10 protein-coding genes are annotated in these 12,204 nt (G+C 68.8%); 8 read left to right on the top strand and 2 right to left on the bottom strand.

The genetic code is table 11. The features are described 5' to 3' along the window. Nucleotides 1-78 precede the first annotated feature (78 nt). Nucleotides 79-1,257 carry a GNAT family N-acetyltransferase gene (locus tag DFS13_RS13985; RefSeq protein WP_006489664.1) on the top strand — a complete coding sequence of 393 codons (1,179 nt, stop codon included), beginning with the start codon at nt 79-81 and terminating at the stop codon, nt 1,255-1,257. 71 nt (nt 1,258-1,328) lie between these two features. On the opposite strand, the gene DFS13_RS13980 is transcribed toward DFS13_RS13985, so the two are convergent. Continuing rightward, nucleotides 1,329-3,575, bottom strand: a complete 2,247-nt coding sequence (locus tag DFS13_RS13980) for a glycoside hydrolase family 3 C-terminal domain-containing protein (protein ID WP_048985781.1) — start codon at nt 3,573-3,575, stop codon at nt 1,329-1,331. A 151-nt stretch (nt 3,576-3,726) separates the two neighbouring features. Here DFS13_RS13980 and DFS13_RS13975 point away from each other — a divergent pair, with 151 nt between their 5' ends. Continuing rightward, a complete protein-coding gene (locus DFS13_RS13975) occupies nt 3,727-4,761 on the top strand; it encodes an AraC family transcriptional regulator (protein ID WP_060210802.1) in 1,035 nt (344 codons plus the stop codon). Between the two features lie 49 nt (nt 4,762-4,810). Continuing rightward, nucleotides 4,811-5,662, top strand: coding sequence for a GIY-YIG nuclease family protein (locus tag DFS13_RS13970; protein ID WP_077020369.1), 852 nt, complete (start codon nt 4,811-4,813; stop codon nt 5,660-5,662). Nucleotides 5,663-5,716: 54 nt separating this feature from the next. Here the strand turns inward: DFS13_RS13970 and ppa are convergent, their stop codons facing one another. Continuing rightward, on the bottom strand, nt 5,717-6,244 hold the full coding sequence (gene ppa / locus DFS13_RS13965) for an inorganic diphosphatase (RefSeq protein ID WP_006489643.1): 528 nt from the start codon (nt 6,242-6,244) through the stop codon (nt 5,717-5,719). A 335-nt stretch (nt 6,245-6,579) separates the two neighbouring features. On the opposite strand from ppa, the gene DFS13_RS13960 reads away from it, so the two are divergent. From DFS13_RS13960 to DFS13_RS13940, 5 genes are all read left to right on the top strand, one after another. After that, on the top strand, nt 6,580-8,019 hold the full coding sequence (locus tag DFS13_RS13960; RefSeq protein ID WP_111441822.1) for an aldehyde dehydrogenase family protein: 1,440 nt from the start codon (nt 6,580-6,582) through the stop codon (nt 8,017-8,019). Between the two features lie 82 nt (nt 8,020-8,101). Beyond that, entirely contained in the window at nt 8,102-8,860 is a 759-nt protein-coding gene (locus DFS13_RS13955; protein ID WP_048985777.1) for an SDR family oxidoreductase, read from the top strand. Nucleotides 8,861-9,005: 145 nt separating this feature from the next. After that, nucleotides 9,006-10,310: an MFS transporter gene (locus DFS13_RS13950; protein WP_006489648.1), complete on the top strand. Its 1,305-nt coding sequence runs from the start codon at nt 9,006-9,008 to the stop codon at nt 10,308-10,310. Nucleotides 10,311-10,565: 255 nt separating this feature from the next. Continuing rightward, nucleotides 10,566-10,979 (top strand): helix-turn-helix domain-containing protein, encoded by a 414-nt coding sequence (locus DFS13_RS13945; protein ID WP_006489657.1) that lies wholly within the window; start codon nt 10,566-10,568, stop codon nt 10,977-10,979. Next, the gene (locus DFS13_RS13940) at nt 10,976-12,202 is read left to right on the top strand and encodes an alpha/beta fold hydrolase (RefSeq protein WP_006497166.1); all 1,227 of its coding nucleotides are present in this window, start codon (nt 10,976-10,978) and stop codon (nt 12,200-12,202) included. Before DFS13_RS13945 ends, DFS13_RS13940 begins: the two co-directional genes overlap by 4 nt. Nucleotides 12,203-12,204: the final 2 nt, after the last annotated feature.

The raw sequence follows: 12,204 nt of genomic DNA, 5'->3' as shown, positions 1-12,204 counted from the left end.
TGAACGGCTGACGAAATCGATCCGGGCGCGGGCCACGGCGGCCCGCATCCGGCAACATCCAACGGTACGGATTCACGCTTGAAACACGAACGCATCGATTATCGCACGGGCATCCTGTCGTCCCCCGCCGAGGTGCCGGCCGACGAATGGAACGCACTGCTCGCGCGCGACGCGCAGCCCACGCCGTTCCTGCGCCACGAATTCCTCGACGCGCTGCACGTCGCGCGCTGCGCGGTGGACGACACCGGCTGGTCGCCGCACTTCGTCACGCTGACCGACGCGGGCACCGGCCGCCTCGCGGCCGCCGCGCCCGTCTACGCGAAACAGCATTCGTACGGCGAATACGTGTTCGACTGGGCGTGGGCCGACGCGTACCAGCGCAACGACCTGCCCTATTACCCGAAGCTGCTGTGCGCGGTGCCGTTCACGCCGGTGCAGGGCACGCGGCTGCTCGCGGCCGACGACGACGCGCGCCGCCGGCTCGCGGCCACGCTGCTCGCGTTCGCCGAGCAGAGCGACGTGTCGTCGTTGCACGTGCTGTTCCCGACCGGCGACGAAGCGCGGCTGCTCGAATCGATGGGGATGATGCTGCGCGAGGGCGTACAGTTCCACTGGCTCAACGACGGCTACCGGCACTTCGATGATTTCCTCGGCACGCTCGAGCAGAAGAAGCGCAAGAACATCCGCGCGGAGCGGCGCAAGGTGCACGACGCGGGCGTGACCTTCCGGCGGCTCACCGGCGACCGCATCACCGATGCCGACTGGCGCTTCTTCTCGCGCTGCTACCGGCAGACCTACCGCGAGCACTATTCGAGCCCGTACCTGAACCTCGACTTCTTCCGCACGATCGGCGCGACGATGCCCGAGAACCTGCTGCTCGTGATCGCGGAAGCCGACGGCCAGCCGATCGCGAGCGCGCTCGCCGTGTACCGGCGCGGCGAACACGGCGGCGGCACGCTGTACGGACGCTACTGGGGCGCGATCGAGCACGTGCCCTGCCTGCATTTCGAAACGGCCTATTACCAGTTGCTCGAATTCTGCATCGAGGCCGGGCTCGACACGTTCGAGGGCGGCGCGCAGGGCGAGCACAAGCTCGCGCGCGGTTTCCTGCCGACCGTCACGCACTCCGCGCACTGGCTCGCGCATCCGGCGTTTTCCGACGCGGTCGCGCGCTTTCTCGAACGCGAGACCGCGCATATCCACGCATACGTCGACGAACTGCGCGAACACGATCCGTTCCGGCGCAGCACCGGCTAGCGCGATCCGGCGCACCGGCATGCGGCGAAGCCACGCATGGCCTCGCCGCATACGGCACGATCGTCGCCGGTTCAGTGCGCGGCGAGCGTCACTGTCTGCGACAGCGCCTGCGGGTCACGCGACGACGCGGCCGCCGACAGCCCATACGTGCCCGCGCCGATCCGCCATGCGTGCGCGCTCGCATCCCACACCGCGAAGCGCTGCGCCGGCACCGCGATGCTGACCGTGCGCGCCTCGCCCGGCTGCAGCGCGACCTTGGTCCAGCCGACGAGCCGCTTCGGCGGCTCGCCGAGCGACGCGGGCAGCGCCGCGTAGATCTGCACCGTTTGCGTACCGGCGCGCGCGCCCGTGTTCGTCACCGTCACGCCGACCGTCACGTTGCCCGCTGCGTCGGCCTGCGCGGACATCGCCGACAACGCATACGTCGTGTACGACAGCCCGTAGCCGAACGGGAACAGCGGCTCGATCGCCTTCGCGTCGAACCAGCGATAGCCGTACGCGAGCCCTTCCGCATAGACGTTCCGCAGGTTCGACGGATCGATCGTCGGCTGCGGCAGGTCGGCCTCCTGCTTCGGGAACGTCAGCGGCAGCCGGCCCGACGGGTTCGCGTCGCCGAACAGCAGGTCGGCGATCGCCTGGCCGCCCTGCGCGCCCGGATACCACGCGTCCAGCACGCCGTGCACGTTCGCGAGCCACGGCATCAGCACCGGGCTGCCGTTCTCGAGCACGACGATCACGCGCTTGGCCTTCGCGGCGACCGCGGCGATCAGCGCGTTCTGGTCGTATTGCTGGTTGGACGGGTCCGCCTTCGCATCGGGCAGCGACAGGCTCGCGAGGTCGAGCCCCTCCGTCTGCCACTGCGTGGCGAACACGATCGCGACATCGGCCTGCGCGGCCGCGCTGGCCGCGGCGTTCGCGTCGGTGCCGTCGAGATAGCTGACCGATGCATTCGGCGCCTTCGCGCGGATCGCCGCGAGCGGCGCGGACTTGTACCAGGTCGCGCACCCGCCGAACAGCGTGTCGGCCGGTTGCTGGCAGGTCGTCACCGCGTTGCCGTCGATCGCCGGCACCGCACCCGAGCCGCCGCCCGACAGCACGCCCGCGTCCGCATGCCCGCCGATCACGACGACCGACTTGAGCGTGCCGGCGGCCAGCGGCAGCACCGGCTGCGTGTCACCCGGCGCGGCCGCGTTCTTCAGCAGCACCGCCGCTTGCCGCGCGATCGCGAGCGCGTCGGCATTGCCGGCAGCCTCGTCGATCGCGCCGCCCGGCTTCGGCGGCGCATCCATCACGCCGATGCGGATCAGCGTGCGCAGCTTGCGCTGCACCATGTCGTTCAGCCGCGCGACCGACACGCTGCCGGCCTGCAGCGCCGCGCGCAGCTTCGAATTGAAGTACGAGCCGAGCGGCGCGTTGCCGTCGTCGGCCGCGCCCGGCTGCTCCTCGTCGAGCCCGGCCTGCACGGCCGCGACCGTCGAATGCGTCGCGCCCCAGTCCGACTGCACGACGCCCTTGAAGCCCCACTCGTTCTTCAGCACCGTCGTCAGCAAATACGGGTTCTCGCACGCATACACGCCGTTCAGCTTGTTGTACGCGCACATCACGTTGCCCGGCTGGCCGTCCTTCACGCCGATCTCGAATGCGAGCAGCTCGGCCTCGCGCATGGTCCGCTCGTCGACGACCGAATCGACCGTCATCCGGTTGGTTTCCTGGTCGTTGAACGCGAAATGCTTGATCGTCGCGATCACCTTCTGCGCCTGCGTGGCCTGCGTGCGCGCGGCGCTCAGCGTGCCCGCGAGCACCGGGTCCTCGCCCATGTATTCGAAGGTGCGGCCGTTGCGCGGCTCGCGCGCGAGGTTCACGCCGCCGCCGAGCCCTTCCGCGAAACCGAGCGCGCGCAGTTCGAGCGCGATGCGCGTGCCGTAGGTGCCCGCGAGCGCCGGGTCCCACGTCGCCGCGAGCGCGACGGGCGCGGGCAGCGCGGTCACGCGCGCATTCTTCACGTTCACGCCACCTGCCGAATCGGCGCTGCTGACGGCCGGAATGCCGAGCCGCGGCACGCCCGGGATGTAGCTCGCGCCGTTCAGTGCGTCGGCCGGAAACGGGCCGCCCAGGCTGAGCGCGGGCATGCCGGTGCCATGCACGAGCTGCAGTTTCTCGTCGGTCGTCAGTTGCGCGACGAGCGCGGCCGCGCGCTGGTCGGCTGCCGCGTCGGGGTCGGTCGGCGCATGGATGTCGTCGCCACCGCACGACGCGAGCAGGACCGTGAGCGCGCACGCGGACGCAATCGTCGAACACCGGAACAGCGAAGTTTTCATTGATCCTCCAGAATCGTTCTGTTGTACTTGTCGCCTCACTCCAGCGTCCGAGTCTAAAAATCAACCGGTCACCACGCTTGACCGGCAGGAGCATGCGTTGACCTCTCGCAGCGGGGACAAACCCGAACGGCATGACGACAGGGAGACAGACATGGAGTTGCAACAGAAATCGGTATCGGTCCGGATCTACCGCTGGCTGTGCGAAGACGCGCGTGCGAACGGCATCGATCCCGCACCGCTTTACGAGACGCTCGGCATCGGGCCGGCCGAACTCGCCGACGACACGCGCCGCATCGCGGGCGACCGGCACGTGGCCGCGATGCAGTTGACGAGCGGCTGGCCGCTGTCGTGGCATCGCCCGCCGCCGGAGGTCGTGCCGTGGCTCGTGCCGTTTCCCGAGCTCGCCGGCATCACCTGCAACGCGGCGACGCTGCGCGACGCGTTGCACGGCTACCTGCGCTATCGCGAGCTGATCGGCAACGTCGACTGGGTCTTCGCGCACGAGAACGGCGACGCGATCGCGATCGACTACGTGAACGAAGGAGACGGCCGGCACGCGGGCAGCGCGTTCGCGAACCTCGCGATCCTCGCGGCGCTCGCGCGCCTGTACGACCCGCAGGTGCGCATCGACGACGCCGAATTCGCCGGCCGCGCGTTCGCGCCCGTTGCCGCGCTGCGCGACATGCTCGGCGCGCCGGTCTCGTTCGATGCCGCGCACAACCGTATCGTGCTGCGCTCCGCGCACATCGACACGCCGTTCGAGCGCTACAACGCGCCGCTGGCCGGCATCCAGCGCCATGCCGCCGACGCCGCGCGCGAGCGCGTGCGCGCCCGCTCGACGTTCGGCTCGTCGGTCGAGCAATGCGTGCGCGACTGGCTGCGCACCGCCGACGACGCCGACGTGCCGACCGATACGCTGATGCAGCACGTGTGCACGCGCTTCGCGATGTCGCGCTGGACGCTGCGCCGGCGGCTGCATCGCGAAGCCGTCGGGTTCCATGCGCTCGTCGCGCAGGCGCGGCTCGGCGAGGCGCGCGACCTGCTGCTCAATACGCAGTTGCCGATCGGCGAGATCGGCGTGCGCGTCGGCTTCCGTTCGACGAGCGCGTTCACGCGCTTCTTCACGCGCGAACTCGGCGCGGCGCCGAGCCGCTTTCGCGACGGGCACGGCGACCGGTGGCGTTGACGCCGGTTTTTTCTGAGACACTGGCGGCTTCGCATCCCGCCGCTCCGCCATGTCCTGGTTTCTGTATCTGATCGAATGCGCCGACGACAGCGTCTACACGGGCATCACGACCGATGTCGCCGCGCGCTTCGACGAACACGCGTCCGGCAAGGGCGCGCGCTACACGCGCTCGCGCAAGCCGCGCGCGGTGCTCGCGTCGTTTCCACTGCCCGACCGGTCGAGCGCATCGCGCGCCGAATACTGGGTGAAGCGGCTCACGCCCGCGAAAAAGCGCGAGCTGGCGGCGGGTTTGCGTACGCTGGAATCGGTGTTGCCGGCGGCGGTCGCGCTCGACGAGCGCGGAGATACGGCCGGGACGAAGGCCACGGCGCGCGGGCGGAAGAAAGAGCCGACGGAAAACACCGGCGATGCGGCGAAGGCTGCGGCAACGGAACAGGTCGCCGGGAAAAAGCCGAAGGCCGGGAAAGTTGCCGGGTCTGCAACGGCCGCGAAGACGGCGAAGCCCGCAAAGGGCACACCAGCGTCGAAGTCGAAGTCGACGCAATCAAATCAAGCCGCACCGGACGCGAAACGTGCAAAAGCCGACGGCAACGCTGCTGCAAGAAAGACCTCGTCGCGTGGCGCACCGGTAAAGAAAACCGGCTCGCCCTCTTCCGCGTCGTCGAAAAGGAAGGTACCGGCCACTGCCGGCAAGCCGACCGCGAGCGTACGCGACGAGGCCGCTTCCGCACCGGCCCGGCGCCGTCCAGCGGCCAAGAAAGCCGCCGCTGCGACCGCTCCGTCCGTTGCCCCGCCGCGCGCGAAACGCGCGAAGAATGCACCGGTCACCCCGCCGCTGCCTGCGTCCCCGCCGGCCCGCCGGAAAACCGCACGCGCAAAACAAAACCGCGCGGCCTCCTGAGGAGACGCGCGCGGTTTGCGTTCCGTACGAACCGGCCGTCGGCCGGCACGCCGCTTACTTCTTGTAGTTCGCGGCGCCGTCGGTGATTTCCTTGTGCGCGGCTTCGATGCCGGCCCAACCTTCGACCTTCACCCACTTGCCCTTCTCGAGCGCCTTGTATTGCTCGAAGAAGTGCTTGATCTGGTCCTTCAGGTATTCGGGCACGTCGTCGATCGTCTTCAGGTTCGCCGTCATCGGGCAGATCTTGTCGTGCGGCACCGCGACCAGCTTCGCGTCGACGCCCGACTCGTCGGTCATCTGCAGCATGCCGAGCACGCGCGAACGCACGATCGAGCCGGCCAGCAGCGGGAACGGCGTGATCACCAGCACGTCGACCGGATCGCCGTCGCCCGACAGCGTCTGCGGGATGTAGCCGTAGTTCACCGGGTAGCGCATGCCCGTGCCGATGAAGCGGTCGACGACGAGGAGGCCCAGTTCCTTGTCCGCCTCGTACTTCACCGGATCGCTTTGCGCGGGAATCTCGATGATCACGTTGAAATCTTGCGGCAGGTCCTTGCCGGCCGGAACATGATTGAAGCTCATGAGCACTCTCTGTAGGTCGATGGGAATTCGGGACAGGGCGCCGCGGCCGATGCCGCCGCGGGCGTCCCCCAAAAGGAATGCGCCATTATAGCCAATCGACCGGTGGCGTCCGGATGACGATCGGCGCGATAATCGTTCCGGATGTCCGGGCGTCGGGCCGGCTGCGTTGCACGTCAATCACAAGGTATGGAACCCGAGCAAGCGCTGAAGCGCTAACCTGGGTCGACCGCGATGCATGGGACCCGAGTAACCGCTGAAGCGCTAACTCGGGTCGACCGCGATGCATGGGACCCGAGTAACCGCTGAAGCGCTAACTCGGGTCGACAGGAGGAGACATGGAAGAAGCGAAGCACTTCATCGCGGGCGAATGGACGTTGCCCGCGCAACTGGAAACCATCCCGGTCGTCGATCCGTCCGACGGCCAGCCGTTCGCGACGATCGCGCGCGGCACCGCGCCCGACATCGAGCGCGCGGTCGCCGCGGCCCGCGACGCGTTCGCGGGCCCATGGGGCGCCGCGAGCGCCGCCGAGCGCGGCCGCGTGCTGATGCGGCTGTCGGCGCGCGTGACCGATTCGATCGAGGAACTCGCCGCGATCGAGGCGCGCGATACCGGCAAGCCGCTGAAGCAGGCGCGCGCCGATGCAGCCGCGCTCGCACGCTACTTCGAGTTCTACGCGGGCGCGGCCGACAAGCTGCACGGCGAAACCCTCCCCTACCAGGCCGGCTACACGGTGCTGACGGTGCGCGAACCGCACGGCGTCACGGGCCACATCGTGCCGTGGAACTACCCGATGCAGATCTTCGGGCGCAGCGTCGGCGCGGCGCTCGCGGCCGGCAACGCGTGCGTGGTCAAGCCGGCCGAGGACGCGTGCCTGTCCGTGCTGCGCGTCGCCGAACTCGCCGCCGAGGCCGGGCTGCCGGCCGGCGCGCTCAACATCGTCACCGGCTACGGCCATGAAGCGGGCGCCGCGCTCGCCCACCATCCGGGCATCGACCACATCTCGTTTACGGGTTCGCCGGCCACCGGCAAGCTGGTCACGCAGATGGCCGCCGAGAACCACGTGCCGGTCACGCTCGAACTCGGTGGCAAGTCGCCGCAAATCGTGTTCGCCGATGCCGACCTCGACGCCGCGCTGCCCGTGCTCGTATCCGCGATCGTGCAGAACGGCGGGCAGACCTGCTCGGCCGGCAGCCGCGTGCTGATCGAGCGCGCGGTGTACGAGCCGCTCGTCGAGCGTCTCGCCACCGCGTTCAACGGGCTGCGCGTCGGCCCGAGCCGCGCCGATCTCGATTGCGGCCCGCTGATCAACGCGAAGCAGCAGCAACGCGTGTGGGATTTCCTGTCCGACGCGCAGCACGACGGCATTCCGATGGCCGCGCACGGGCAGGTCGTCGCCGATGCGCCCGAAAGCGGCTTCTATCAGGCGCCCGCGCTGTTGCGCGACGTGCCGCCGTCGCACCGGCTCGCGCAGGAGGAAGTGTTCGGCCCGGTGCTCGCGGCGATGCGTTTCGTCGACGAGGACGAAGCCGTCGCGCTCGCGAACGGCACGCCGTACGGCCTCGTCGCGGGCATCTGGACGCGCGACGGCGCGCGCCAGATGCGTCTTGCGCGGCGCCTGCGCGCGGGCCAGGTGTTCATCAACAACTATGGCGCGGGCGGCGGCGTCGAGCTGCCGTTCGGCGGCGTCGGCCATTCGGGCCATGGCCGCGAGAAAGGCTTCGAGGCGCTGTACGGCTTCACCGCGCTGAAGACGATCGCGATCCGGCACGGCTGAACGCACGGCACGCGACGGACGGCCGCTAGCACCCGGCCGCCCGCCGACACACGACTCGCACTACCTGCACAGGAGACACACCATGCGGTTGACCGGCAAGACGGCCATCGTCACGGGCGGCGGCTCGGGGTTCGGCGAAGGCATCGCGAAGACATACGCGCGCGAAGGCGCGAACGTCGTCGTCAACGACCTGAACGGCGCGGCGGCCGAGCGCGTCGCGAGCGAGATCGCGCTCGCGGGCGGCAAGGCGATCGCGGTGGCCGGCGACGTGTCGAAAGAGGACGACTGGCGCACGCTGCTGCAGGCCGCGCTCGACGATTTCCACGCGGTGCAGATCGTCGTGAACAACGCCGGTACCACGCACCGCAACAAGCCCGTGCTCGACGTGACGGAGGCCGAATTCGACCGCGTGTACGCGGTCAACATGAAAAGCCTGTTCTGGTGTGTGCAAACCTTCGTCCCGTATTTCCGCGCCCAGGGCGGCGGCGTGTTCGTGAACGTCGCGTCGACGGCCGGCGTGCGGCCGCGCCCGGGCCTCGTCTGGTACAACAGCACGAAGGGTGCGATGATCACCGCGAGCAAATCGCTCGCGGCCGAGCTCGGCGCCGACCGCATCCGCGTGAACTGCATCAACCCGGTGCTCGGCGAAACCGCGCTGATGACCGAGTTCATGGGCTGCGAGGACACCCCGGACAATCGCCGCCGCTTCCTCGCGACGATCCCGCTCGGCCGCTTCTCGACGCCGCAGGACATCGCGAACGCCGCGCTTTACCTGGCATCCGACGAAGCGGAATTCATCACCGGCGTCTGCCTCGAAGTCGACGGCGGACGCTGCATCTAGTCGTACCCGGCCGCACGATCGCCCCGTATTGCTTCGCACGAAACCGGATCGGGCATCACCGCGCCCGATCCGGCCACTACAAGGACAGCGGTGCATCCGATCCAGGCAATCGCGCAAGCGCTCACCCGGATCGACAGGAGACAACATGGCAACATCGACGCAGTCGCTGCCGGGCTCGTCCGGCGCATTCGAGGAAGCAACCTACCGCAAGGTGTCGTGGCGGCTCGTGCCGCTCCTGCTGCTGTGCTACGTGGTCGCGTATCTCGATCGCGTGAACGTCGGGTTCGCGAAGCTGCAGATGGCGAGCGACCTGCACCTGAGCGATACCGTGTACGGGCTCGGCGCGGGGATCTTCTTCTTCGGCTATTTCCTGTTCGAGGTGCCGAGCAACATCATCCTGCACCGGGTGGGCGCCCGCGTGTGGATCGCCCGCATCATGGCGACGTGGGGCGTGATCTCGATCCTGACGATGTTCGTCACGACGCCCGCGATGTTCTACGTGATGCGCTTCCTGCTCGGCGTCGCCGAAGCGGGCTTCTTCCCCGGCGTGATCCTCTATCTCACCTACTGGTATCCCGCGCACCGGCGCGGCCGGATGACGACGTTCTTCATGACGGCCGTCGCGCTGTCCGGCGTGATCGGCGGGCCGATCTCGGGCTTCATCCTGAAGGCGTTCGACGGCGTCAGCGGCTGGCACGGCTGGCAATGGCTGTTCCTGCTCGAAGGCATCCCGTCGGTGCTCGCCGGCGTGCTCGTGTTCTTCACGCTCGACGAGCGGATCGCGAAGGCGACGTGGCTGACCGACGAAGAAAAGGCGCTGCTCGCCCGCAACGTCGACGCGGAGGAAGCCACCAAGGAGGACCTGCCGCTCGGCGCCGTGATGTCGAGCCCGCGCGTGTGGCTGATGGCGTTGATCTATTTCTCGTTCGTGATGGGGCTGTACGGCGTCGGCTTCTGGTTGCCGACGATCATCAAGGCGACGGGCGTGACCGACACGTTCATGATCGGCCTGCTGTCCGCGATTCCGTATGCGGCCGCGGTGGTCGCGATGATCCTGATCGCGCGCAGCGCGGACAAGCACCGCGAACGCCGCTGGCACCTCGCGATTCCGGCCGCGATCGGCGCGATCGGCCTCGTGCTGTCGGTGATCTGGGCGCACCAGACGGCGCTCGCGATGCTCGGCCTCACGCTCGCGACGATCGGCATCCTGACGACGCTACCGCTGTTCTGGAGCCTGCCGACCGCGTTCCTCGGCGGCGCGGCGGCCGCCGCCGGCATCGCGATGATCAACTCGATCGGCAACCTCGCCGGCTTCCTGAGTCCGTACCTGATGGGCTGGCTCAAGCAGGTGACGGGCGCCAACGATGCGGGCATGTACATGCTGGCCGGGTTCCTCGTGCTCGGCGGGCTGCTGGCGCTGTCGGTGCCGAAACGGCTCGTCGACAAGTGACGACGCGCGGCGCGTAAACGCGCGCCCGGATCGATCGAACATGCCGGCCGATTTCCGGCCCGTTTTTCCCCGATACGCCCCGCCGTCCGGCATGGCCGGTCGCCGGGGCGTTTTCGATTCCGGACAGGCACACCCCGGATCGGCTGAACGTCTCGCCCATCCGGCGACATCCCATTAATGACAAAATTGTTCCCTTATAGTCCTTTTTATATGGAACAATAAAGACAGCCAAAGGAATCTCCTACCCTACAATTCATGTTCCACACCGTCGAAGACACCGCCGCCCGCCTGCGCGTCCATCCGAAGACCGTCCTGCGGTTCATTCGCGACGGCAAGCTGCGCGCGACGCGGGTCGGCCGTGCATACCGCATCCTCGACGCGGACCTCGCCGCGTTCGCCCGGACGGAGCCGGCCTCGCCCGCGCCGCGTGCGGTGCGTGTCACCAGCATCGTCGACATTCCCGATGCGTCGCAGTCGCTGCACCAGTACCTGTCGCGGTCGCTGCACGCAATGGCGTCAGGCCGCGCATCGTACGTCGACCCCGTGCGAATCGACGTCACGTTCGATCCCGCCTCGAGCGTGGTCAAGATCATCGTGACCGCGACACCGGCGGACACGGCCGCGCTGATGTCGTCGCTCGACATGCTGCTCCAGCAAAGCGGGACATGAGCGCAATCTTCAAGTCGCCCCGCCATGCCCGTGCGATTCGCGCCGCGTACGCGGCCGCGCTGTCGCACTGGCCGGCCGGGCATCGGCGCGTCACCGTGCAAACGCGTCATGGCGCGACGCACGTCATCGTCTGCGGCCCCGAACACGCGCCGCCGGTCGTGCTGATCCACGGCGCACAGACGACGGCGGCAAGCTGGCAGCATCACGCGGCCGACTGGTCGACGCACTTCCGGCTCTACGCGATCGACGTGATCGGCGAAGCGGGACCGAGCGCGCCGGCGCGGCCGCCGCTCGCAGGCGACGCCTATGCGCAGTGGCTCGACGACGTGCTCGACGGCCTGCAGGTGTCGCGCGCCGCGTTCGTCGGCATCTCGCTCGGTGCGCGAACGGCGCTCGACTTCGCGTTGCGGCGGCCGCCGCGCGTCACCCGGCTCGCGCTGCTCTGCCCGTCCGGCATCGGCAGGCAGAAGCCGTTTCTGTGGTGGGCGCTGCCGCTGTTGCTGCTCGGCGATGCCGGGCGTGCATGCGTGCGGCGGTGCGTGCTGGGTCGCCTGCCACCCGCATCGACGCCGGCCGAACGGGACGCGCTCGCCCTGATGCGCGCCATCGATCGCGGCTTTCGGCCGCGCATCGAGCCGGTTCCGGTATTCGACGACACCATGCTCCGCACGTTGTCGATGCCCGTGCTGGCGATCGTCGGAGGCCGCGACGTGATGCTCGATTCCCGCGACACGCGGGATCGCCTGACGCGCCTCGTGCCGCACGCGCAGGTGCGGTTTCTTCCCGAACAGCCTCACTTCATCCGCGGGCAACGCGACACCCTGCGCACTTTTCTCTCATCGACGGACACGCTCGACATGCCCCATCGAATCGTTCAGGCCGCCGGCAGCCGCGTGCTGGTCCGCGATCCTTCCGCCGGCCTCGTGCAACGGGAAAGCGACGCGCTCGATCTCGTCGCGCTCGCGCACGAGCATGAAGCCGACTGGATCGCGGTCGCCGCGGACATGCTGCACGACGACTTCTACCGGCTCGACAGCGGGCTGGCCGGCGCCGTGCTGCAAAAGCTGACCAACTACGGCGTCCGGCTCGGCGTGGTCGGCGACATCGACCGCCGGCTCGCGCGCAGCGAAGCGCTGCGCGCGCTCGTTCGCGAGTGCAATCGCGGAAAATCGGTCTGGTTCGTCCCGAGCGAGGACGACCTGCTGCGCAGGCTCGGCGCGTAACG

The organism is Burkholderia sp. 28_3 (assembly GCF_003253915.1).
Lineage (GTDB): Bacteria > Pseudomonadota > Gammaproteobacteria > Burkholderiales > Burkholderiaceae > Burkholderia > Burkholderia cenocepacia.
Note: the sequence above shows the minus strand (reverse complement) of the source record. Positions and strands in the feature narration are given on the sequence as shown.

What these genes read in the sequence shown, in the direction of transcription:
- DFS13_RS13980 (WP_048985781.1), bottom strand. Translation starts at nt 3,575, where the DNA reads ATGAAAACTTCGCTGTTCCGGTGTTCGACGATTGCGTCCGCGTGCGCG.
- DFS13_RS13975 (WP_060210802.1), top strand. Translation starts at nt 3,727, where the DNA reads ATGGAGTTGCAACAGAAATCGGTATCGGTCCGGATCTACCGCTGGCTG.
- DFS13_RS13970 (WP_077020369.1), top strand. Translation starts at nt 4,811, where the DNA reads ATGTCCTGGTTTCTGTATCTGATCGAATGCGCCGACGACAGCGTCTAC.
- ppa (WP_006489643.1), bottom strand. Translation starts at nt 6,244, where the DNA reads ATGAGCTTCAATCATGTTCCGGCCGGCAAGGACCTGCCGCAAGATTTC.
- DFS13_RS13960 (WP_111441822.1), top strand. Translation starts at nt 6,580, where the DNA reads ATGGAAGAAGCGAAGCACTTCATCGCGGGCGAATGGACGTTGCCCGCG.
- DFS13_RS13955 (WP_048985777.1), top strand. Translation starts at nt 8,102, where the DNA reads ATGCGGTTGACCGGCAAGACGGCCATCGTCACGGGCGGCGGCTCGGGG.
- DFS13_RS13950 (WP_006489648.1), top strand. Translation starts at nt 9,006, where the DNA reads ATGGCAACATCGACGCAGTCGCTGCCGGGCTCGTCCGGCGCATTCGAG.
- DFS13_RS13945 (WP_006489657.1), top strand. Translation starts at nt 10,566, where the DNA reads ATGTTCCACACCGTCGAAGACACCGCCGCCCGCCTGCGCGTCCATCCG.
- DFS13_RS13940 (WP_006497166.1), top strand. Translation starts at nt 10,976, where the DNA reads ATGAGCGCAATCTTCAAGTCGCCCCGCCATGCCCGTGCGATTCGCGCC.